Below are 22,682 nucleotides of genomic sequence, written 5' to 3'. Positions count from 1 at the left end.
GACGCGCCGGACCTGATCGGCGCGGGCGTCTTGCTTCCTCAGGGCATCCGGATCCCGGAGCCCTCATAGCAAAGCCGGAACGCGGCGTTTCGGTCCCATGCCCGGTGAAGCCTCGATCAGCGTAGATACCGCGATCCAGTGGTGCCACCTGCACGAGGCAGCATCGGCCGGTGCACGCTCTGCTCCGAACGCGTTGCCTGCTCGCTGCGAGAGAGCACACCGAACCCCCACGGGAGAACATGCCATGCGTGCAATACGCGCCAGGAACATCGCCATGACCGTGCTGGCCGGAGTGCTGATGGCAGTCGCCAGTCCAGCAACCACGCACGCCCAGACCCCGCAGGACGGTAACCCGACCCCGTCGCGGATCTTTTCCACCAACGCGATCAAGAACGTCAAATCCGGAAAGTTCCTGCAGCCGGTGAGCTCATCCAATGGCGCCAAGGTCGTCCAGCAGGCCGCAAGCGACAGTCTTCTGCAGCGGTGGGATTCTTTCCTGACCGAAGCCGGCACCTACACCACGTTCGAGAACTACTCGTCCGGACTGAACCTTGGGATCACCGGTGGCAGCACCGCGGCCGGCGCGGCAGCCATCACGGCAACTGGATCCAGCGACCTCAATCAGGACTGGACGAAAAATTTCGGCAGCAACGGTGATTACTTCACGCTCAAGAACCGTAAGAGCGGGCTGTGTCTGGGCATATCAGGCGCCAGTACCGCCAACGGCGCGCAGGCAGCCCAGTTCGCCTGCGACGGGACGGCCAACCAGCGCTGGACACTGACCGACTAACCACCGGGCAGTGACCGGCGATTCGGCTCGAGCACCGTGCAGTCTGTGATCCGAAGTCCCGAATGGGTCCGGACTGTTTTCCGCACGAAATTTCATCTGGCGGCCCCGGACCCGAGCAGGTCCGGGGCCGCCGTGCATTCCAGGCAGGAACGCGGCGCGCTCGCGGCGCAAGTGCCGCTCAGGGAGACTGCACCCGGCGTGCCGTCTTTCGGCCCCAGGCCTGGCCCGGTGCTTCGATGCAGCGGTACGTCAGCAAGCACAGGGGCAGCAGCACTGCATAGAACGCCAATTCGAGAACCGGTTTGTCCTGCCGCCACCGGCCGATGGTGCCGTCGGTCACCGCCAGCAGCGCCGGGTGCACCAGGTAGACCGAGTAGCTGATCGTTCCCAGGCCGGTCAGCCAGCGTGGTATCCGCTGCCGCCGCAATGCCAGTGCGATCCCGAACGTGAGGACGGCGAGCAGAAATGCCACGATCCACCCGCGCCGGGTGAAGGGAGCCTCCGCACTGTCCCCGTACGCGCTCCCCACGGCGCACGCGACTACAACTGCGGCGGTGCAGGCCACCCTCCACCAGGTGCTCTGCCCGCTGTCAGCCCGGTAGACGGCCGTGCCCAGGAACATCACGGCGAGGATCACCAGGCCCTCCCACATCGGGACCGTGCCATTGAAGGCCACCAGGGCCAGCGCCAGTGCTCCGCCCAGCAAGCCCCCGCATACCTGCAGCACACGCATGCCGGCGCTAGCGCAGCAGATGGCGGCCACCATGGTGATTGAGGCGAATGCGATCAGCGGGATGGTGCCGAGTTCACCGGAGAGGGCGGAGACCGGCAGCACGGCTCCTGCCGTCGCGCTCACGGCGGCGAGCACAGCCAACGTGACAGCCGCTGCGGCCGACCGCCCGTGCAGGCGGACCGTGAAGAGCGCGACGACCAGCAGGTAGAAGGCCATCTCGTACGACAAGGTCCACAGGACAAGAAGGAGGTTGGGTGTCGCCAGCAGCTCCTGCAGCAGGGTGACATGGGCGACTGCCGCCGCGACGATGTTCTGCCCGGTGAAGTCAGCACGGATGTCTGCGATGCCCAGCATGTTGAGGGTCAGAACCGCGATGACCACAGCTGCCCACAGCGGGTACATCCGGAAGATGCGTCCGATCCAGAATGTCCGGACGCAGCCGCGGCGTTCCAGTGATGCAGGGATGATGTAGCCGCTCACGAGGAAGAACACCATGATGCCGTATCGACTGGTGTTGAATTCCGGCATCAGCTCCCGCCGGAAATCAGCCATGAAGGCGTATGAGGAGTGGTCGAACACCACGACGAGTGCGGCAATGCCGCGTAACGCGTCCAGCCAGCCTAATCGAGGCGGGCCGACCGGCGTACCGGCTGCAGACGAGCGGGGCAGCGCCGAGGGTGTCCGCTCCAGCGGAGAAGGAACGGGCAGGGGGGGTTCCATACCCATTCTCACGTGCCACCCGTCGCCGCTGTTCAACGGCGCAGATGCTCCCTCAGTCGGCTCCCCCATTGCCCTGGTGAAACCACGGGTGGGCTGGCTAACCCGAACCGCCACACCTTCCTGGCGCGCTGCCACCTGGTCCTGGTCGCGGCCGTCCCCTCCGGGGCCGCTCTCACCACCAACATCGGGAACGACGACTGGGCCCTGTGGTTCTTCGTCGCCATGAACGCGTTCATGCACCTGACCGTCGCGAGTTCATTCGGATGCCTCCAGCTCGCCGCCATTCCACTCGCATGGATCATTCCGCTCTTCACGATCGAGATGACGACCCCGCCCGGCCTCATGCTCGATCAACACTGGCCTCCGGACTGGCCCCGCCCTGGCTCGTGTGGCCGGTCCTCTTCGCCCCCGGCCTTACAGCCCTGACCTACGCCTGACGGATCTGGTTCGGCCAGTTGCAAGCCCGACGGCCAGGGCATCTCCGAAGACCCGCTGGGATGAAGACGTACTCGTTCCGCGGCAGTAAGCGGGGATCACCGCGCCCTCCAAGGGGATCGAGGCGGTGGTCCAGTTCAACCACTCGCTGGCGGCGCCCGGGTCGGTTGCCGACGGGCACAGTGCGCTTCAGGTCGCGCTCGGCGAACAGTGTCTCCAGCGCCTCCCGGCGCCGGGAAGCCGGGTTCCGCACCGTGGGGTACAGCACGTAGTGCGGAACCGGCCGAGCCAGGAGGCGGAGATATGTTGGACGGTAGGCTGGGGTGTGATCAGCCGTGGTAGCCGATATATCCGTTGTTGTCGGGGTCGGATCCGCTCTTGGTGTAGGAGTGCACGTCTGCGCGGCTGCCGGAGGGCTTGTACAGGTAGATGGTGTCGTTGTCGTTGTTCCACATGAAGTTGCAGTTGTCGCGGTAGACCACGTTGTTGGCGTCCGAGTCGGTCCCGTGGTTGCCGCGGAGCTTCACATAGTCGCCGGGCTGCAGGTAGTGGTTGGCGGTGAACGTGAACCGGTTGCCGGTGGCGTCCTTGACGACGTAGCCCTTGAGGTCGATGGTCGCCGAGGACGAGTAGTTCTTGATCGTCAGGTATTCCGCGGCGGTGTTGCCGGAGGAGCAGCTGTTGGAGTCCCGGCCGGGCGCGTCGTACTGGACCCCGCGGATCTTCAGCGCAGAGGTGTACTCGGCGGCCTGGGCCGGCACGCCCGAAAGGACGGCGAGCGCGCCGACTGCGACGGCGACGGTCAGGACAGAACCCTTACGCAAGAGGATGCTCCTTCAATGGTGAACACAGGGTGTTGCGTGTGAAGGACACGCGAAGGCCGGCGATGGTTGCACGCCGAACCACTTGTCACCCATTCGAGTGACAGAGAACTCCCTTCCTAGCTTGGGACGCAGCTGGCGCGCTGCATACGCCAGCGGTCGACCGGGGCTCTCGGACCCTGGCCTGCTGTTCTTCGGCCACGGCTCGCTCCAGCCGCCATGTCTCGCCTGCGGCTGCGGTCACCTGGCCGTGCCGAATCTGGTACGCCCTGGGGGAGCCGCACCTCATTCGCCCGACCCGTTTGCCCGGGCTGGTGATCCGTTGCGGCAAATGGGCCGGACCCTGCTCGATACGCTCACTGGCGGCACTTCATATCGCCGATCGGTCCCTGGGGGCGAGTGGTGGCTGAGTTGATCCGGCAGCAGGAGCTGGAGGTGGAAGTCGACTTCTATGGCTTCGCCCTCCAGGACGTCGACGACACATGGGTCCCCCTGGAGTACCCGGAAGGCCGGGAGCCCGGTGGCGCGTTCGTGACTGCTCATCAAGGACGGCTCGACATCGAGAGCGCCGGACACACCCACACTGCTGCGGTCAGCGCCGAGGTGTGGAATGCCGAGCCTCCCGGCGCCGATGACCGCGGCGCGTGGGAGGAACGCGGCCAGGCCCGGCTACACAGCCGCTCCGGTGAGCTTGCGCTGTGGGGCGTGGCGGGTGGGCCGATGGATACCTTCCTGCACCTTTCCGGTACGGACGGCATCTGGCACGTGCGGGTGTACTGCGAGGGCCGGCGCGAGGTCGCACGGCTGACGCAGGAGGGCGTGCCGGAAGGCGTCGAGCGATATCTGGTGCAGTTCTGGCCCGCCACGTGAGTGGTGCGGCCGGGACCCTGGGCGGCTCCCGGCCGCACCACGGGCTATGAGGTGATCTTGACTATGAAGCCGTCGTCCATGCCATCGATGATGCGGTTCTTCTTGTAGAACTGCCCGAGCAGGATTCCAGCGTCTCCGTTCTGCTGTTTGATCACGGGCAGGACGGAGAAGTTGTTCTTCTCCGCGTGCACGTCGTACTCGGGCTCCGCGCAGCCCTCGTAGGTGGTGGCGAAGGGAACTCGTCGCAGTCCTTAGTGTTGTTCTGGCTGTAGCCGAGGCCGAAGTACCGGCGGCAGTTGCTCACCGCCCGGGACCGATTGCCCTTGCGGCGCTGGGTGTCCAGGAAGAGGCGGTGCAGCGGGGCGGCCGGCGTCTGTCCGGCTCAAATCCCGCGCCTTGATGGTCGCGCTGAACCCCGCACCTTCAGAACGCGCGCTGCCCTCGCTCTGAATAAAGGGTGCCCCCACGCCAGCGCGCCTTCATGCGGAGCGTTGGCACGAGCTGAGTGCCGCTGAAGCCAGCCCGGCGACTGCCCTCCTCCTAACGCTGTTGAGGTGTCTACGAGGCGACCATCCACGTACGGACACGGAAGCAAACCGTCCGGCCGGGAAGTGCGGCAGGTTTCGGACGCTTCGGAGAACTGCCGCTAGGTCTACACCAGTCGACGCGATGCTCCGCAGTGTAGGTTTGCGGCTTTCGCAGAGCTTGCCCCAGGGGAAGCGGCGGGGCTGATTCCGGGCCGCATGAGTCAGAAAATCATGGGTATTGCTCGAACTTTCGTGCGGATTGTGTGACAGGTTGTGCGGGTCTGGTGACTATCGGGGTTGCCGGGACTCATCTTCCTGTGGGGGGGAAGTCGTGCACTTACGTGCCTTCGGCGCGCCCGTTCGGCGTGCCCGTAAACGAACAACTCGTCTGTCCGCCGCGGCGGTTGTGGTGTCCGGCGCGTTGGCGCTGTCGATGCTGCCGGCCGCTGCCGCGGTCGCGGACGATCCCAGGCCGGTGTCGGCGTGGGGCAAGGACGCTCCGCGTTTCAGCATGCCGAGGGTGAAGGTCGGCTCGACCGAGCCGGTGGCGACCCGCCCGGAGCGCAAGCCGTCCAAGGAGCTGGCGGCCTGGCGCAAGGCGCAGAAGGAGCATGCGGCGGCGCCCGCAGCGCCGGCGGGGAAGTCCTCCCGCTCCGCGGCGCAGGATGCCGGCGTCCCCAACCTCGTACCGGAAGGCCAGGGCAACGTGCCCTGGCACCGCATCACCGACTTCGCGATCACGGACGCGCTGACCGCCCGGATCGACTACTCCACCGGCAACCTCATGCTCACCGCGACCGACTTCGACATCGCCGGCGTCGGGCAGAAGCTGATGCTGGCACGGACGTACAACTCCCTCGACGCCCCGCACGGCAAGGTGTCCCAGCGGTGGTGGCAGCAGTACGAGCGCTACCTGTCGATCTCGAGTACCGAAGTCGTCCTCTACGACTCCAGCGGTGCCACCGTCCGGTTCAAGAAGAACACCGACGGTACGTTCGCCACGCCCAAGGGCTACTCGCAGGAGCTGAAGAAGAACAGCGACGGCACCTACACCCTGGCCGACTGGAAGTCCCACTCCAAGGACACCTACAACGCGGGCGGGACCCTGACCAAGGTGGCCGACCGCAACAAGGGCTCGATCACCGTTACCCAGCACGCCGACGGCGGATTCAAACTCACCGAGACCCGCTCCGGCCGCTGGATCGACCTGACCCAGGTCGACCCCAACCTGTGGCAGGCCCAGGACAACACCGGCCGCACCGCAGCCTACGGCGTGGACGACACCGGAAACCTGACGATCACCACGGACACCGACGGCAAGACCGTCATCTTCGGCTACGACGACTCGGGCCGCGTCAACAAGATCACCACCGCCGAAGGGCGGGTGACGGTCTTCACCTACGACGCCGCCAACCGCGTCACGTCGATGCTGCGTGCGACTGCCTTCAACGGTTCGGGGCAGACCGGCCCGACGTGGACGTACGCGTACACCAGTGACTCGGCGACCGCGGCCGGTACGACCACGGCCACCGATCCGGAGTCCCACGCGGCGAAGTACCAGCACGACAGCGACGGCCAGGTCACCGACGTGACGGACGCCCTGGGCCACAAGCGGTCCACGAAGTTCGACGCGAACCACAACATCGACTCCGCAACCGACGCGATGGGCTCGGGCACCACACCCGGCAACGTCTCGGACTACGGCTTCAACTCCCGCAACAACCTGGAGACGGTGACGGCGCCGACGGGCGGCAAGACGGTCAACCACTGGCAGACCATCGCCGGCGGTGGCGACGTGCCCTCCGACTCCACCAACCCCGACGGTGAGAAGACCGACTTCACGTACGACGCGGCCGGCAACACCATGTCGGTGGCGCAGACCGGCACGGGCGGCGGCAACGTCTCCTACACCTACAATCCCGCTACCCCGACGTGCGGCGGCTTCGAGGGGCAGCGCTGCACCGAGAAGACGAAGATGTCGTCGTCGAAGACGGTGGTGACCGACTTCCACTACGACGCCAAGGGCAACCTGGACACCGTCACCCCGCCCGCACCCCTGGCCAGGACCACCTACACCTACGACGCGCTCGGCCGCACCAAGACGGCCACCGACGCCCGCGGTGTCACGGTCACCTACACCTACGACAACCGCGACCGCATCAAGGTCGTCGACACCACCAACAAAGCGCGAGTTGAGTACTGGTACGACGGCGACGGCAACCTCACCCAGCGCACCGACAGCACCGGGACGGTGAAATACCAGTTCGACCCACTCCAGCGGGAGACGGTCCGAACGCTCCAGGACGGCTCGCAGACGCTGCTGGCGTACACCGCGGCCGGCAACGTCGACTACTACCAGGACCCCGCCGGCACGGTCGACTACACCTGGAACGAGGTCAACAAGCTCAAGGAGCTGAAAGACCCCCAGGGCCGGATCACCAAATACGGCTACAACAACAACGACGTCCGCACCACGACCACCTACCCCGGCGGCACGGTGCAGAAGGTCACCCCCGACAAATCCAACCGCCCCGAGACCATCAAGACCACCTCGCCCCAGGGCACCCTGGTCGACCTCGCTTACACCTACGGCTACGGCACCGGCGCGGCCACCGACGGCAGCAAGATCCGCACCAGCACCGACAACGTCTCCGGGCTGAAGCGGACCTACAGCTACGACGGCGCGGGCCGCTTCTCCTACGCCAAGGAGGAGAAGAACGGCACGATCGCCGACTCCTGGCAGTACTGCTACGACCTCGCGGGCAACCTCACCTCCCAGGGCGCCGACCCCGGCTGCCCGCGCGGCACCACCTACACCTACAACGACGCCCAGCAACTGACCAACAAGTCCAGCACCACGGGCACCTGGTCCTACGACAAGATCGGCAACGAGACCGCCGCGGCCTCCACCGACGACTACATCCGCACCGGCGAAACCTGGTCGGACCACTCCCAGATGACGTCGATCACCGTCAACGCCAAGACGTACGCGGGCCAGTACGGTTCCACCGACCAGAGCGAGCGGATCAAGCTAGGCGACACGTTCTTCCACAACGGCCCGCTCGGCCTGTCCGCCAAGACCACCGCCGGCGCGGACATGGGATTCAACCGGGAACCGGGGGGCACCTTGAACTCCATGACGACCGGGGGCAAGGCGTACTACTACCTCACCGACGCCATCGGCAGCGTCGTAGCCCTCACGGACGAAGACGGCAACAAGGTCGACTCCTACACCTACAGCCCCCGCGGCGTCCGCATCCTGGCCCAGTCCACCGAGCCGGTCGCCCAGCCCTACCGCTTCGCCGGCAACTACCAGGACCCCACCGGCCTCTACCACCTCCAGGCCCGCTACTACGACGCCAACATCGGCCGCTTCACCCAGCCCGACCCCTCCGGCCAGGAACAAAACCCCTACCTCTACGCCGAAGGCGACCCGGTCAACCTCATCGACCCCACTGGTCTACTCCCAGGGTGGATGAAGGTCGGCGGGAAGATCTTGGGAAAGGCTGCCCCGGTCGGGTGCTATGCAAAGAAGGCCTGGGAGGACACGGATAATTCCTGGTCGGATGAAGCGAAGGACTTGAACAGCTGCTTCAATCCCTACGCGTGGGTTACGGAGTGAGATGACCCAATGGAAAATCTAGAAGGAAAATCCAAGGCCGCAAAGAACGCCCTAAGCGTTACATTCGCGACTGCGGTGCTCCTCAACCTTGTGGACGCCTTCGCGGACCCATCGGGCGGCATCTGGGAAGTCGCTAGAATCGTCACAACTGTCCTTTTCACTGCGGCATTGGTCGCATTCGCGGTGACACAGTTCCGTCTCCGCAGGAAACAAAACAGTTAAGCGGGGCGAGCTGGAATGCCGCAGAGCCTTCCCGTACAGGAAGGCTCTGCGGATCCCGCAGTGCATCCTCGCGCGCACAAAACATCTGCACTCGATCTTTGGAACTCAAAAAGAGGAGAATTAATCATGGGCAACCTGGGAGGTGCCGAGTTGGTGATTATCGGCGGCATCCTGATCGTTATTGCGATCGCCGTAACCGCGGCCGTCTATGTATCGCGACACCGCTAGAGAAGAGCCACGTCGTGCCGTAAGTGGCTGAAGGTCCGCCTACGGACGCCGAACAAGCAGCCAGAGACCGTGCAGACCGGCTGTTACTTCGCCCGAAACGGTTACCCGCGCTATCGTTTCGAGTTCCGGGCAGCTGGCATCTAGTACAGTTAGCGGATTGATAATTTGAGGGCCGGGAAGAGAATCGGGGTGCTGGCGGTAGAACGTCATCGGCCACGCGGGCGAGATGAGCAAGCCCGCGGGCGGCGTCAGGCTGTGGTCGCCGCCAGGCGCAGGCCCTGGTGCAGGCTGGTAATGAGCACAACTGGTCCGGCCGGGCGCGTTCCAGTACTGCTCGCCAGAGCGGCAAGGGCGCGCTGGGCGGCTGCTGCCAGTCATGGTCGGTCCAGCGGTCGTTGGTGTTGTCGTGGCGTTGCATACGGCGGAGCGGATTCGATCGTGCAGGTTGAACGGCCATAGGCCGAAGAGATCGCCGCGGACCTGGGCTGGAAGCGCGCCACGGGGACAGCTTCCGCAGCAGGGCCGGTCGGCATCGAGCCGGCAGCAGCCTACGAGGGCTGCGCCAGAGCTTCGGATCAGGATTCCCTGCCGGTCCCTTTGAGCGACTTGCGACCGCCCTGGACCATCCATCTGGGCGAACCTAAGCGGCAGTCGGCATGCAGAAGCGTTCCGCCAGGACAAGCCCTCACCATGACCTTGCTTCGCAGCTGGCATGCGGCCTCCAGCACGGCAGCCGTGTTGGCAGCCGCCCTCACCATCACTCCCGCTCACGCTCACGGCGTCGGCCGTTCCGACGGCGAGCACAGCGCGGCGCTCCACCAAGCGGTCGACGCCCTTCAGGTGGCTGCCGAAGATCGCACCGGCTACAACCGCGCCTCGTCTTTCGGCGGGTGGATCGACGCGGATCACGACGGCTGCAACACCCGCCAAGAGGTCTTGCTGGAGGAGGCTGTCACCGCGCCTCAGATCACCGGAAAGTGCACCTTGATCCCCGGGACCGGCACCTGGTGGTCGTGGTACGACGACACCGAAGTCACCAGCGCGAGCGGCCTGGACATCGACCACCTCGTCCCCCTTGCTGAAGCCTGGGACTCCGGGGCCTCCACCTGGGCCAAGAACCGACGCGTTGCCTACGCCAACTACGTCAACGACGCCCGGCACCTGGTGGCAGTCACCGCCCGCTCCAACCGGCAGAAGGCCGACCAGGACCCCGCCACGTGGATGCCGTCCGCGTCGCAGGCCAACTGCCGCTACACCGCCGACTGGATCAGCGTGAAGCTCACCTGGCACCTGACCGTGGACCCCACCGAACGCAACGCCCTCACAGGCTTGGCGGACTCCTGTCCCGACCAGACCATTACCTACACCCCCACCACCTGAACCCGCCCCAGGGCCGGACGCCGTCCCATTCCGCCCGGACGGGAGACGTAGCCACCCTGCACCCGCCCGCCCTACCCAGGTGGCGTGCCGGAGAACGACGTTCCCGCCGAACCCTGGGGCGCGTGCTGTTCTACACAACACAAATCGATCCCAGGAGCCAGTACATGCACGTTCCCAGGCTGTTCGCGCTCGCCGGCACGACCGTCGCCCTAGCGGCGGCGCTGGCCGGTGTCACCCCCGCCCAGGCCACACCGGCGTCGGCGCCGTCCCGGACCAGTTCAACCGGGCCCATTGCCCGGGACCAGGTCCAGTGCCCCCGCGGATTCGTGTGCATCTACCCCGAGATCCACTTCGAGGGCCAGCCCTATGTCAAACGCGCCATCGACGGTTCGGTCCGGCACCTACCGGATTACATCCGCGGCAAGGGCAGCTCCGTCATCAACAACAGCAGCCGCACCGCCCGGGTCTACCAGAAGGACAACTACTTCGGCCGACACGTGTGCGTGGGATCCGACGGCGGCACCATCGGCGACCTGCGCTCCTACCAGCTCAACGACACCACTCACTCTCTGAACAACAACACCACTCCCTGCGGCGCGTGAGCCCTGACAGGGCCGGCCCGGAACCCAGCCGGGGCAGGGCTGCCAGCAGCCCCTACGCCGCACCCTGCCCTGCGCGAGAGTGGGGGCGTGCCGCCGTCAGGCCGGGCGCTGCCCGCCAGTGCGGGTGTGATCCACAGCGGTCGGCCGTCCGCATCGGCCGCCAGCTACACGTTCCCACCATGACTGCTGTGCTTGGCGGAGTGCCGTCGAGCTTCTCGTCGACGACGAGCACCGCGGCTTCGTCGTGGAGGTGCTTGACGACGTATTCGCGCACGTCGTCGCGGACGGCGTCGGCATCCCAGGACGCCCGGCACAGCAGATGCTGCATGCCGTGCGAGCTGGCCTCCCCGGCCCACTCCGCGATCGTCCAGCAGTTCTTGCGGGGAAGGTCCGACAGCAGGCCCCGCACCAGCCGCCCGGCACGCAGGCGGGGTTCGTATCGGGCGAACCGGATTTATGCTGTGACCTGCGGCCACTATCTCGTCAGTCCACACAGCTCACGATGATCAACGGTGGCCGCACTCGTCCACCCAACGGACTCCCTGGCCAGCACCATCACGCTCTACGAGCGTTCGGTGAGCAACTCCGCCAGGCAGTCGGCGAATTCGGTGAGCCAGTCCAGCCGTGGTCCGCTGCGGGCGATACGAAAACCGTGGCGCCAGCCCCAGAACGCAGCCTGGACGGCATGGAACTGGGCCCAGCGCTGGACGCGTTCACGGTCGAGTTCCGCGGCCTCGGCGAAGACGTCTAAGAGGTGGTGGACAGCCTTGCGCAGGTCCCGCGCTTCGAGGAGCGTCAGCGCGCGGGACTTCAGCAGCGTTCCGCCGTCGTAGGCGGGATCTCCCACGTACCCTTTGGGGTCGACAGCCAGCCACGGCTCTCGGCCGGCACGCAGGATGTTCCGGGCATGAAAGTCGCCATGGATGAGGATATCCGGCTGGGCCCGGCCCAGCTGCCGAACGGTCGCTATGGCGGCATCCAGCACCTGGCGCGGCAACGCATGCGTCAGCTCCTCGGCGTCCTCGCGCAGCTGCTCCTCCCAGGCATCGGCCTGCTCACGCAGGCGGGGCAGGCCGGGCGGTGCGGGGATGGCCAGGCGCCGATTGAGCCGCCCGGCGACCGTCACCACCTCGTCAGCGTCCTCAACCTCCGCCAGGGTCGACGACTGAACCCGCTCCAACAACATCGCGAACCGCTCGTCGTCGCGCTCATGCAGCAGGACGGCACCGCACCCGCCCCATGCAACGAACGCATCCGGCTCATGGACGTTGCCGGGATGCGGAAACGACACCTTCAGCACGGCGCTCTCCTCAGCCCGCCGCCGTACCGGAACGATGACGCCAACGCCCCCGTGCATGACCTCGCCATCCGGCACGCACCCCCAGCGCCCCAGCAACTCCTCCACGATCCCGGGCAGCTCGGCGAGCCACGCCGCCCCGGTCTCCCCCTCGCGGTCGACGGTGCTCTGTGCGAACTCCTCTGGCATCGCGATCATTCCGGCACCCTACGCGCCAGCCCGCCGCAGTCACCAAGCCCAAAGCCGGCTGCTGCCGCCGCCCGACAGACCGCGCACTTCGAAGATCGCGATCTATAGCTGGAGTAGTAAGCGTTTGGTGGGGCGCTCGTAGGATGGCGCTCATGACTGACCAGCCCAGGACGGGCGCCGTCACCGTCGCTCTCGCGGCCCCAGGTGACGGGCCTGGAGCAGCAGCCCTGGGCGCGCTAGCCCTGGGAAACCTCGCGCCGGGCGAGAAGGCGGCAGCAGCACCTCTGGCCCGGGCCATCGACGTTTACGGCGGCCAGGTGCCCCTGCCGTACGGGCAGGGACGCTGCCTGGTCGCCCGCGCCGACGGCACCATCGCCGGGATGCTGTATATGACGCCTCCCATCCGCTGGATTGAGGGCCATCCGGCGGCCCAGCGGTCCGCGCTGGTCACAGCGCTTGTAGAGATCGAGCTCCTGGCCGTCGCTGAGTCCTACCGCAAACAAGGCATCGCCACTGCCCTGCTCAATACCGCCGAGAAGACGGCTCGCGATGAGGGGGCGCACCTGTCGTTCGCAAAGGTGCGCGTGGGCGACTTCGCAGTCATGCGCTGGTACCGCCGGCGCGGATATATCATCGCCGCCCAGGCAGAACCCGTGGTCTTCCGCACCCGTTCCGGGGTCGAGTCGTGCGACGACGGCTCTGACGGTTACCAGCTCGCCACGAAGCCGCTGCAGCCAGGCGTAGTCCTGCGCCGCAGTACCAGCCGCGGCGGCACCCTGCTCATCGCCGAACGAGGCACCTGACTCCCTTCACGTGCCACGTCGCTGACCGGATTGCAGACCCGAGGGAGGTAGAGCAACACGATTCCTGACCAGAAGGTTGGCCCCAAGCCGACGCTGTTCGATCTGGAGCGGGCAGCGTTGTCTCCCCTCTCCAGCAGCCTGCGCGGGGACTGGAAGGCCTGCGGAGCAAGACTCCGTTCACCGCTGAAGCCCGAACTAGGTGATGCTCGGGCACGGCCTCCCGGCAGCTGGTGGGGTAAATCTGTCGAACGGATGATCACGTCTGCTCTGCGCCCCGCCAGGCTGGTGGGATCAGGACTCAGCTGTCCCGCTTCTTGGTCGGCCGCCGTGAGTCGTCATTGAGGTACACAAGCAAGTCCGTTGCGCTGGCGCCCATTTCGATTCGGCTGCCCGGGTCGTTGCCGGGCCCTGCACCGTTCGATGATGCGGGGCCGGCCACCTCCTCGACGACTTCGACCGCCTTCGGCCCGGAGATGTGTTCCAGGGAGACTGTCTGAGCCCAGACTGGGTCCGACGCTCCTCCTTGGCGCACGATCGGGGGCCAGCCGTTGCCCCGTATCTGCTGCTTGAGATGACGGCTGTAGGCCCACGCGTCTTGCGCTGCGGGAAGACGCCAGCGTGCCAGGAGGCGCCATGCGCGGCGTGCGGAATGCAGAGGTCGTCCGCTGGGACGTGCCACCCCCCAGCCCAGCGCTCGGAGTTCGTCGTGGATCACCAGGTAGAGCTCGCCGGGCTCCTTTGGGTTGATGTCCTGCTGGGCGCACACGGGGCATGCCTGGAGGTGGCCAGGCAGGGACTGGGGGACGGGCGCGCAGTCGGTGTCACATGTGGTGCATCGTGACTTCCACGGTGTGTCTGTCCGTCCCGGATAGGGGTCGAGGGGGGCGAGACCGTGGGTGAGCATGCAGGCGACGGCTTGCTGCTCGTTGAGGCCCTGGCGTGAGGGGAAGGGTGTGGCACGGCAGGCCCAGCAGGCGTGGCCATGCAGGCGGACCGAGGCGAGCGTAGGGGTGCCGAGGTGGTGGCAGCGTAGGCATCTGGCCAGCCAGGGGCTCAGCTGCAGGTTGGGATAGGGCGTCAAGGGCTCCAGGTCTGCCGCGGCCATGATGCCGAGAGCTGCTGAGGCACTGACGGTATGGCCGGAGCAGTGAGTGCAGCGGGCGCGCTTGTTGCGGACGTGGTTGAGGCGTTTGGTCTTGACTGTGGCGCATTGCGCACAGCGGCTCTGCCAGGGCTTGCCGGCTCCGGGGTAGGGCTCGAGCGGCAGCCATCCGTGCTCTTCCATGGTGGCAGCGGCCTTGATGCCGTCGTGCATGAGCGTGTCGGCGATCTTCCGTGTGCGGCAGGCTCCTCGGCAGGGGCCACTCCCTTTGTTCACTACGTCGTTGTATCGGGGCGTGTTGACCTGTCCGCAGTGCAGGCATCTGCATCGCCATGGATGCTGGGTGCCGGGAAAGGGTTCCAGTGGTCTTGCGCCCCGTTCCAGTAGGGCTCTGACAGCTTCAGCTTCTGTGATCCTGCGCGGTGCCATTCACTCCCCCGACTCGCGATGGCGATGTGCGGCGGGCCGCCTTGCTTGCCGGCCTGCTACGCGGCTTCATTGTGGCCGCAGGAGGTGGTGTCGCGAAGCAAGAGCGGCCGAATCGCAGCAGATCTTGCTGTGGGCGGTGGGGGTTTCGCGCAGACGTGGCGGGATGTACGGAGTCCTCTCGTCCGTTGGCCGGGGCTGGCGGTCACCTCGGGCGATGGGTGCGGGGGTGCTCTGGGATCCGTGTCAGAGGGTGTCTATTTTTTGCATCTGCACGTGCAGATGAGCGGATGACCGGCTTCCGTTTAGGAGCAAGCCACCTGAAAGTGTGAACGAACCCGGCGTTCAGCGAAGTCCACAGTGTTGTCGTGAAGTCCAGGCGTGATCACTTGAGTAGCATTTTTGAGCGCTGTCGCATAGGTGGCATCACTTTTGGAGCATTCTGGATGTCGCGGCGACGCACTTCTTTCGATAGTCAGAACACGCCGGGCGTGGGCCCGAGTTGACTTCGCATTTTTGCGTGACAACACATCACCAGATCTCTGGGTTAACGTGACGCAGGGACGGAGGAGGGGGTAACTTCCATCCAGAAAAACACGCCGCGCCTCAGACAGAGGCGGGCCCCGACGGTGTTGCTGCACCGTCAGGGCCCTGTGCGGACAATCAAATCGGAAAGGCTATAACCACATGACTGTCCGGCTTTCCGGGGGGATGCTGCGCATGCCCCCGAGACGCGAAAATACCATTTTGCGCTCCCGGCTTCCACAAAACGCCAGCCTGGATGCCCTGGACGTGCACGTGCGGCTGAGTGTCGTCATCGTTGTGGTCATCGTCATCTGGGTGGCGGGCGCTGGCGGTGACAGCCGTTGGCTGCTGCTGGCCGGTGGCCTGGCTTCCCAGTCCTCCGTCCGGTACCTGCGCCTGCGGCACTAGGGGCCTCGAGGTGCGTCCTCAGCGCTGTTGGCGCTGAGGACGCCCCCGCCTGCAGGTCGGCTTCGCATGGAGGCGGAAGGTCCCATGGTGCGAGGGTCAGTTCAATCCAAGAAGTGCGGGTTTTGCGGAAAGCCCCTGCATCCTCGGGAGGGACGCGGGCGTCGACGGGACTACTGCGACGCAGCTTGCCGCAGGCGCGCCCAGCGGGCACGGAATGCTCAGAAGGGGCGGCCCCTTGCGGTGCCCAGCGGGATCAGAATGGCGCGGGATCTGACCTCTTTGGCCGGCCGTCTCTTGGCGGCCGAGCGGCTGCGTTTGCCGCTTGAGGCACGTCTGGGCCTGGTCAACAGCATCCTGCGTCAGGCGGATCGCTGTACAGCGGCTGCGGTGCACGAGAGCCGACAGGCGGGTGCCAGCTGGGCTGACGTCGCGGCAGCCGTGGGTACGACTGCCGCGCGGGCGAGCGCCCGCTGGGACACTCCCGCTCTTCGGGTGCTGTTTCCTCCCCTTCAGACGGCCGACCAGCGTGGGGCGGGACAGCGTCTGGCCGATGCGCTGGCCTACTTGCAGGTGCGTTCAGGCGTGTCTGTCGATGAGGCCGCAGAGCGAGCAGGGCTTCGTCTCCCCTATCTGGTGCATGTTCTGCAAGGATCGTGCACGCCGAGCTGGCCGGAGACGTATGCCTTGGCGTGCGAGTTCGCCGGCAGACCTCAGGATCTGCGGGTGCTGTGGGAGAGCGCTTCGGAGACGGTGCGTCTGCCCCGACTGCCGGCACAGGGCGCCGCCGGCTACCTAGCGGCCGCCCTGCGCGGCCTGTATTTGGCGGCCGGCTCCCCGACCCTGAACGAGCTCAGCAGCCAGGCTCTGCTGCCGCCTCCGTGTCTTTCCGAGGTGCTTGAAGGCGTCTATACCCCTCCCTGGCCTGTCACCGCTCGGCTGGTGCGTGCGCTGGGAGGACGGATCGAGGACATCGAGCCGCTGTGGCAAGCGGTCCGTCAGGCAGCCGTGGAGCTGCACGGCCCGGCTTCATCACGACAGTTGGGCTGTCCCCACTGCCGTGCCGCCACGCAGGGTGCGCCGTAAGCCGGTTGCACCTGCGCCGCCTGATGCACGGCGCTTTGGTGTGTTCGGTAGCCGCGCGGTGCCAGGACGCGCCAGGGGTGCACCGGCGTGCATTTCTCTCCCGCTCTCTGCGGTTTTCTCGCCCCCTGTGGCTGAATTGTCGGGGTAAGTCTGGCTGTTGGCCGATGGTGCCTCTAGCATGAGGCACTGATTGCGGCTTGGACATTGGGGGCTTCGTGGCGCAGATGGCAGGCAGGGAAGAAGGAAAAGGGATTGACGTGCGCACGCCAAGCGTGGCGCGTATGTACGACTGGTTGCTAGGCGGAGTGGAGAACTACGCCGCCGATCGGCGGGAGTGCGAGAAGCTGCTGGAAATTGCCCCCAACAGCCGCTCCCTCGCTCGGCACAATCGCGACTTTCTTAAAAGAGTCGTCAGAGTGCTCGCCGCCGACTACGGGATCCGCCAGTTCATCGATCACGGCTCCGGTCTGCCGACTCAGGACAACGTGCACCAGATCGCGCAGCGGATCAACCCCGGGGCGAAGGTTGTGTACATCGACAACGACCCGAGCGTGCTGGCCCACGGCCGCGCGGTCCTGGAGGAGAACGACGACTGCCTCGTTCTGCAGGCGGACATGCGGCACACTGACGCGATCTTCGGTCATCACGAGGTCCGGGACCTGATCGACTTCACTCAGCCGGTCGCGGCCCTGTTCGTATCGGTGCTGCATTGTCTGCCTGATGACGATCATCCCGGGGATCTGGTCCGTCGCGTTGCCGATCGGCTGCCCGTGGGCAGTTTCCTGGTCGTCTGCCAGTTGGTCAGCGGCCGCACTGAAGTGCGTGAGCAGGTGACGGAGCTGATGCGCGTGGCGACCCACGGAAACTGGGGTCGTGTGCGCGAGGAGAGCGAAGTGCGGGCCTTCTTCAGCGACTTCGAAATTCTTGACCCGGGGCTGGTCAACGTCCAGCTATGGCGGCCGGACGACCCCGGCGCGGCCGAGCCGGGGGACGAGGAATGGGTCGAATGGGGCGGTGTCGCCCGCCTGTGAGGGCGGGTGCAGCTCCTGGCTCCGCTTGCTGATCATCAAGATGCCTGTGATGTACCGCCACCCGTGGGCGCCCCCCTCCTCCCCTCAGGGGGCGGGGGTAGACGCCTTTGCTTGGTGGGCGAGGGGGTGCAAAGACGGTGGACGGCGATGGCCGCGGGCGACGGAGCGTTGACCTGGCAGGAGAAGAGGGCGTGGTGTCAGGCCAGGGCTGCGTAGCGGTCGCGGGCCTCTTCGAGCCGGTCTCTGCTGTCCTTCATCCGCGCTGACGCCTGGAGGAGGTTGAGCAGGACCTGCCGGTACTGTTCAATCTCCACTCCCCTGCTGAGATACATCGCGCTGTCGATGAGCTCCACGTAGACAAGCTCGGAAGGCCCGCCGTCCCCGAACGTCAGGTGAGTGATGGGGTAGCTCGGTGCGACACTTGCACTGCATTCAAAGGGAACGATCCTGATGTTGATGCCGTCCCTGTGCGAGAGGTCGATGAGGTGGTTGAGTTGTCGGCTCATTACTGCAGGGCCACCGACGGGTCGTTGCAGAATTCCTTCGTCGAGCATCGCGATGATGGCCGGCCGGTGATGCCCACGTAGGACGCGCTGACGCTCTAACCGCAGTCGCACGCGGCGCTCCACCTCCTCCTGGCTGGCGCTGGGCAGTCCGTTGGACACCAGGGCACGCGTGTACTCGGAGGTTTGCAGCAGCCCCGGAACGACGTGGTTCTCGTAGCAGTAGATCCTGGTGGCGCCGGACTCAAGGCCGATCAAGCGTTTGAGCCAGTTGGGAGTGACGTCTCCGTACTGCTGCCACCATGCGTTGTCTTTGGCCTGCTGCAGCAGGCCGTTGATTTCGTGGGCACGGTCGGTCGGCAGTTGGTAGAACGCCACCAGGTCACGTACGTCACGGTCCTTGGGCGGGCTCTCACCGCGCTCCAGACGGCTGAGTTTGGACACCGAGCCGCGGATGACCGGAGCGACGTCCCGAAGCGCGAGCCGGCGCTCCTTGCGCGCCTGACGCAGTTCTTCTCCCAGTAGGCGGGCAGCGATTTCCGGCCTGGCGTTGTGCCCCTCGATGTCGGTGGCCGACGCAATCGTGTCCTCACGTGCCGCGGAACCGTCGGACATGCACAAGCCCCCCTGCGGAAACAGCCCTGAACCGGCGCCAGTTTCGCAGACTTAGGGTCTGCATGTCCGACGTATGCGATGAGCCCGAAGGCGTGGGTAAGGGGCGGTCGCCGATGAGCCCGCTCAGCCGGTCAGGTGGTCGAACTCGCCGTCCTTGGCACCCGCCACGAACGCGATGATCTCCTCACGCGTGTAGATCAGGGCAGGCCCGTGCGGGTCACGGGAGTTGCGCAGCGCAGCTCCGCCGTCGGACAGGCGTGCCACTTCAACGCAGTTGCCGCCTTGGGCGTTGCTGTGTGTGCTCCTGGTCCAGGAGACGTTCTGGATCTCGCTGGCCTGCATTCCGTTGCGGTAGTGCATCGTTGCCGCCTTCTCTCTCGCTCGATGCTGCTCCCACCGAGCGAGGACCCTCTGGGATCCCGCACACGGGCCACCGCATTGCTTCGTCTGGGAATTGGGATCCCATATGCAATTGCATGGGGGTGGGACGCGAGGATCGTAGCCGGTCGGGCTGGTGCTGCGGTGTCCCCCGAAAGGGGGTACCTCCGCAGGCCTGCAGTGTCGACTAAGCAGCAGTAACGTGCCTGCGGGCAGCGCGAGTTGAGTACCCTGCAGTGTTCTCACGGGGGCTGCTTCGTGCGCCCGGCAACTCGTCGGAGGCTGGGGGTTGGCCAGCGTATTCGTACGTTCGTTCCTTCAGCGGCTCATGGACATCCGCTCCCGCAGGGTCTCGTGCTGACTGCACCAGACAGCACAGGTGCTTCGGTGAAGACGCCCACGGCGGGTGGTGAGATGCATGGTTACGACGCTAGCGGCAACCACTGACAGTCCCCGTCGGCCCACGCAGCCCCACCCTCCGACGGACCTCTGCCTGGTCCCGGTCACACAAATCCCCCGCGCAACGTCCGCGCCGCCGGGGGCCTTGGCCCTGAACGCAGTCTCGTTCGTGGTCAGTGCGGTGCTGACGGGCCGCCTGCGGTTGCCCGCAAGGCCGGTCATGACGTCATCCGTGGGGGCGGATCTGCGTGAGGGCTGGCAGGAATTCGCCTCCCGGCAGTGGCTGTGGGTAGTGGTCGTCCAGTGCACGGCCGTGGTCTCCGTATTCAGCGCACCCCTCGGAGTTCTGGGGCCGCTGGCGGCCCAGCAGCATCTGGGTGGGGCCGGTTCCTGGTCGGTCATCGTGGCCGCCCAGGCTCTGGGCGCGATCACCGGGGCCGGACTGGCTGTGCGGGTTCGGGTCAGCCGACCGGTCCTGGTCGCGGTCATCGCCACGTTCCCGGCAGCTCTGCCCATGGTGTTCCTGAATATCCCGGCGCCGGTCTGGCTGATCGCCGCCGCCATGTTCTGCGCAGGCGTGGCCAGCGACGTCTTCAACGGGCTGTGGGCGAGCACGCTTCAACGCGAGATTCCTGAACAGGTCCTCTCTCGCGTCAGTTCCTACGACTTGTTCGGATCCCTGGCCTTCGCCCCACTCGCCCTGCTCGCCGCCGGCCCTGTGGCACAAGGGGTCGGTTCGGGCACGGCTCTGGCCGGCTGCGCAGCTGTCGTCGTACTCGCCACTGTTGCGGCTCTGGCGTCTCCCCAGGTCCGCGCACTCAGGCGCACTGCATCCCCGCTCCAGACATCTGCCGCTTTGAGCCATCAGGCTGGCGAAGAAGTCACGCGCTGATCCTTGTCCGTCTGGGATCAGGAGCCTGAGCGGACCGGCACTCCGCCCGTCGCACTGATCGACGTACTTGCAGGCTGCGCCCCTATCGCCGCCTCGCAGCTCTTGGCGGATGCTCGCGTGCGGCGGGCGCGAGCCGCTCGTAGGCTGGCCTCCTCGGGGCACGTCGCGGAGGTCCATCATGCCCCGAACCATCTGGTCAGGCGCGATCAGCTTCGGTCTCGTCACCGTGCCGATCCACGTGGTCAGCGCCACCGAGAACCACAGCATCCAGTTCCACCAGTACCACCTCGACGACATGGCCCGCGTCCGTGTGCGGAAGTACTGCGAGATCGAAGACCGCGAGGTCGCCCAGGGCGAGATCGGCAAGGGCTACGAGGTGTCCAAGGACCAAGTCGTGCCCGTCCTCGACGAGGAGCTGCGGGAGATGCCGCTCCCCACGGCGAAGGCCATCGAGATCCACGCGTTCGTGCCGGCCGAGTCCATCGATCCGATCCGGATCGGTGAGGGCTACTACCTGCAGGCGGACGGGCAGGTCGCGGCGAAGCCGTACAAGCTGCTCCGCATGGCCTTGGAGCGCAGCAGCAAGGTGGCCATCGCGAAGTTCGCCTGGTCCGGGCGGGAGCGGCTGGGGCTGCTGCGGGTGCGCGACGGCGTGATCGTGCTGCACGCGATGCGGTGGGCGGACGAGATCCGCAGCCCGGCCGAGCTGGCGCCAGCCCCGGTGGAGCTCACCGACGTGGAGATCGCGGAGGCTGAGCGGCTCATCGACAGCCTCGCGGCCAACGAGCTGGAGGGCCCGGAGTTCACCGATCGCTACACGGATGCGCTGGCCGAGGTCATCGAGGCGAAGCGGGAGCACCGGGAACTGCCGAAGGCGCCGGAGCAGCAGGAGCCTGGGAAGGTTGTCGACCTGATGGCGGCGCTGCAGGAGTCGGTGCGCAAGGCGCAGGAGGGGCGCGGGGAGGCGCCCGAGCGGGACGCTGACGTCCACGAGATGCCGAAGAAGAGGGTGGCGAAGAAGGCGCCCGCCAAGAAGACCGCCGCGAAGAAAGCGGCCAAGAAGGGAGCGGCGAAGAAGCGGCGCAGCGCTTGAGGCGGCTGTCAGGCGTCGAGGTAGCCGAGCTTCACGTCGGGCTGGCAGTCGACGCACGGGATGGTGCTTTGCTGGAGCGCGAGCAGCGCTTCCTCCTCGGTGACCGGAGTCGCCGGCCGGCGCGCGCGTACAGTCGCCGGCGTGCAGGGCGGGCCGGAACGGGTCGGGCTCGACGACCCAGGCTGGTGGGGGTGGTGCGTGCTCGCGGCGCCGCTGGGCTTCGGCTGCTTCCTGCTGCTCGGCATCGGCGATGACTCTGTCCAGGCGCTTGACCCACATCGCGTGCCAGGTACGCAGGGTGCGGAGTCTGGGCAGGTCGGGCGGTAGGTCGTGCATACTCCCAGGTTGCACCAATATTCGAACACATGCTCTAGTCGAGGTATGGGTCAGCACAACGTCAACCACCTCACCCTCACCCAGGAGCGCACCCTCCGCTACATCCGCACGGCCATCGCCGACGAGGGCGAGGCGCCGACCGTGCGCGAGGTCTCAGCCGCGGTAGGCCTGGCGGTCGGCAGCGCCCATTACCAGTTGCGCGAGCTGACGGCCAAGAGCGCCATCGAGCGCGACCCGCACCGGCCGCGCGGAATCCGGCTCAGGTGAACAACCCCCGCGAGCGCTTCCACCTCACCCCGGCCACCGGTGGCCGGCCAGTGATGCACGGCTGGTGGCCTGACCAGGCGACCGCCGACCGGAAGCTGGCGTCGCGGGTCGGCGAGTTCGGCGCGATGGCGGGGGCCGGCATCACCCTCGTCGACGAGGAGACGGGCACTCCGTTGACGGCCTGGCCTGACGAGGCCAGAAGCGTCTGCCATCCTGGCGTGATGATCGACGACACAGGCGAGGCCGCCCCGCAGAACGACGACCTCGACGACGTCACGGGCGAGGCCCCGCCCGTCGACGAGTACCAGCTGTCCACGACCGACCCCGCCCGCCCCGCCTCATAGCCCCGGCACGGGCCCTGACCGGCGACCCGCACGCACGAAGC

General features: G+C 66.5%; 20 protein-coding genes and 1 pseudogene. 13 read left to right on the top strand and 8 right to left on the bottom strand.

Annotated features, from left to right (window positions below; all coding sequences use genetic code 11):
• Window positions 1-274 precede the first annotated feature (274 nt).
• Window positions 275-790, top strand: coding sequence for an RICIN domain-containing protein (locus AC069T_RS05010; RefSeq protein WP_478781380.1), 516 nt, complete (start codon window positions 275-277; stop codon window positions 788-790).
• Window positions 791-968: 178 nt separating this feature from the next.
• Here AC069T_RS05010 and AC069T_RS05005 read toward each other — a convergent pair whose 3' ends face one another.
• Together AC069T_RS05005 and AC069T_RS05000 are read right to left on the bottom strand one after the other, a co-directional pair.
• A complete protein-coding gene (locus AC069T_RS05005) occupies window positions 969-2,243 on the bottom strand; it encodes an acyltransferase family protein (RefSeq protein ID WP_478781379.1) in 1,275 nt (424 codons plus the stop codon).
• Window positions 2,244-3,007: 764 nt separating this feature from the next.
• Window positions 3,008-3,502 (bottom strand): lamin tail domain-containing protein, encoded by a 495-nt coding sequence (locus AC069T_RS05000; RefSeq protein WP_478781378.1) that lies wholly within the window; start codon window positions 3,500-3,502, stop codon window positions 3,008-3,010.
• Between the two features lie 399 nt (window positions 3,503-3,901).
• Between AC069T_RS05000 and AC069T_RS04995 the strand changes: the two genes are divergently transcribed.
• On the top strand, window positions 3,902-4,369 hold the full coding sequence (locus AC069T_RS04995; RefSeq protein ID WP_478781377.1) for a hypothetical protein: 468 nt from the start codon (window positions 3,902-3,904) through the stop codon (window positions 4,367-4,369).
• A gap of 44 nt (window positions 4,370-4,413) precedes the next feature.
• Here the strand turns inward: AC069T_RS04995 and AC069T_RS04990 are convergent, their stop codons facing one another.
• Window positions 4,414-4,560, bottom strand: a complete 147-nt coding sequence (locus tag AC069T_RS04990; RefSeq protein ID WP_478781376.1) for a hypothetical protein — start codon at window positions 4,558-4,560, stop codon at window positions 4,414-4,416.
• Between the two features lie 769 nt (window positions 4,561-5,329).
• On the opposite strand from AC069T_RS04990, the gene AC069T_RS04985 reads away from it, so the two are divergent.
• The 3 genes from AC069T_RS04985 to AC069T_RS04975 all read left to right on the top strand — a co-directional run bounded on the left by AC069T_RS04985 (window position 5,330) and on the right by AC069T_RS04975 (window position 10,950).
• The gene (locus AC069T_RS04985) at window positions 5,330-8,518 is read left to right on the top strand and encodes an RHS repeat-associated core domain-containing protein (protein ID WP_478781398.1); all 3,189 of its coding nucleotides are present in this window, start codon (window positions 5,330-5,332) and stop codon (window positions 8,516-8,518) included.
• Between the two features lie 1,140 nt (window positions 8,519-9,658).
• A complete protein-coding gene (locus AC069T_RS04980) occupies window positions 9,659-10,348 on the top strand; it encodes a GmrSD restriction endonuclease domain-containing protein (protein WP_478781375.1) in 690 nt (229 codons plus the stop codon).
• Between the two features lie 164 nt (window positions 10,349-10,512).
• The gene (locus tag AC069T_RS04975) at window positions 10,513-10,950 is read left to right on the top strand and encodes a peptidase inhibitor family I36 protein (protein ID WP_478781374.1); all 438 of its coding nucleotides are present in this window, start codon (window positions 10,513-10,515) and stop codon (window positions 10,948-10,950) included.
• A gap of 205 nt (window positions 10,951-11,155) precedes the next feature.
• Here AC069T_RS04975 and AC069T_RS04970 read toward each other — a convergent pair.
• Window positions 11,156-11,404: pseudogene (locus AC069T_RS04970) on the bottom strand (transposase); the annotation flags it as partial.
• 108 nt (window positions 11,405-11,512) lie between these two features.
• Entirely contained in the window at window positions 11,513-12,445 is a 933-nt protein-coding gene (locus AC069T_RS04965; RefSeq protein WP_478781373.1) for an aminoglycoside phosphotransferase family protein, read from the bottom strand.
• Between the two features lie 143 nt (window positions 12,446-12,588).
• Between AC069T_RS04965 and AC069T_RS04960 the strand changes: the two genes are divergently transcribed.
• A complete protein-coding gene (locus AC069T_RS04960; RefSeq protein WP_478781372.1) occupies window positions 12,589-13,239 on the top strand; it encodes a GNAT family N-acetyltransferase in 651 nt (216 codons plus the stop codon).
• Window positions 13,240-13,537: 298 nt separating this feature from the next.
• On the opposite strand, the gene AC069T_RS04955 is transcribed toward AC069T_RS04960, so the two are convergent.
• On the bottom strand, window positions 13,538-14,554 hold the full coding sequence (locus tag AC069T_RS04955; RefSeq protein WP_478781371.1) for a hypothetical protein: 1,017 nt from the start codon (window positions 14,552-14,554) through the stop codon (window positions 13,538-13,540).
• Between the two features lie 1,011 nt (window positions 14,555-15,565).
• On the opposite strand from AC069T_RS04955, the gene AC069T_RS04950 reads away from it, so the two are divergent.
• The 3 genes from AC069T_RS04950 (at window position 15,566) to AC069T_RS04940 (ending at window position 17,814) form a co-directional block, all read left to right on the top strand.
• Window positions 15,566-15,700 (top strand): hypothetical protein, encoded by a 135-nt coding sequence (locus AC069T_RS04950; RefSeq protein ID WP_478781370.1) that lies wholly within the window; start codon window positions 15,566-15,568, stop codon window positions 15,698-15,700.
• Window positions 15,701-15,958: 258 nt separating this feature from the next.
• On the top strand, window positions 15,959-16,783 hold the full coding sequence (locus AC069T_RS04945; protein WP_478781369.1) for a hypothetical protein: 825 nt from the start codon (window positions 15,959-15,961) through the stop codon (window positions 16,781-16,783).
• Window positions 16,784-17,007: 224 nt separating this feature from the next.
• Window positions 17,008-17,814 carry an SAM-dependent methyltransferase gene (locus AC069T_RS04940; protein ID WP_478781397.1) on the top strand — a complete coding sequence of 269 codons (807 nt, stop codon included), beginning with the start codon at window positions 17,008-17,010 and terminating at the stop codon, window positions 17,812-17,814.
• Between the two features lie 197 nt (window positions 17,815-18,011).
• On the opposite strand, the gene AC069T_RS04935 is transcribed toward AC069T_RS04940, so the two are convergent.
• Window positions 18,012-18,932: a helix-turn-helix domain-containing protein gene (locus AC069T_RS04935; protein WP_478781368.1), complete on the bottom strand. Its 921-nt coding sequence runs from the start codon at window positions 18,930-18,932 to the stop codon at window positions 18,012-18,014.
• A 123-nt stretch (window positions 18,933-19,055) separates the two neighbouring features.
• Entirely contained in the window at window positions 19,056-19,292 is a 237-nt protein-coding gene (locus tag AC069T_RS04930) for a DUF397 domain-containing protein (protein WP_478781367.1), read from the bottom strand.
• Window positions 19,293-19,854: 562 nt separating this feature from the next.
• Here AC069T_RS04930 and AC069T_RS04925 point away from each other — a divergent pair.
• From AC069T_RS04925 to AC069T_RS04910, 4 genes are all read left to right on the top strand, one after another.
• Window positions 19,855-20,601 carry an MFS transporter gene (locus AC069T_RS04925; RefSeq protein WP_478781366.1) on the top strand — a complete coding sequence of 249 codons (747 nt, stop codon included), beginning with the start codon at window positions 19,855-19,857 and terminating at the stop codon, window positions 20,599-20,601.
• 178 nt (window positions 20,602-20,779) lie between these two features.
• Window positions 20,780-21,694, top strand: coding sequence for a non-homologous end joining protein Ku (gene ku, locus AC069T_RS04920; protein WP_478781365.1), 915 nt, complete (start codon window positions 20,780-20,782; stop codon window positions 21,692-21,694).
• A 381-nt stretch (window positions 21,695-22,075) separates the two neighbouring features.
• Window positions 22,076-22,297 carry a LexA family protein gene (locus tag AC069T_RS04915; protein ID WP_478781364.1) on the top strand — a complete coding sequence of 74 codons (222 nt, stop codon included), beginning with the start codon at window positions 22,076-22,078 and terminating at the stop codon, window positions 22,295-22,297.
• Window positions 22,294-22,641, top strand: a complete 348-nt coding sequence (locus AC069T_RS04910; protein ID WP_478781363.1) for a hypothetical protein — start codon at window positions 22,294-22,296, stop codon at window positions 22,639-22,641. The genes AC069T_RS04915 and AC069T_RS04910 overlap by 4 nt, the downstream gene beginning before the upstream one ends.
• Window positions 22,642-22,682: the final 41 nt, after the last annotated feature.

This window comes from Streptomyces sp. NPDC043867, assembly GCF_056435845.1.
This window is presented reverse-complemented; position numbering and strand designations above follow the sequence as displayed.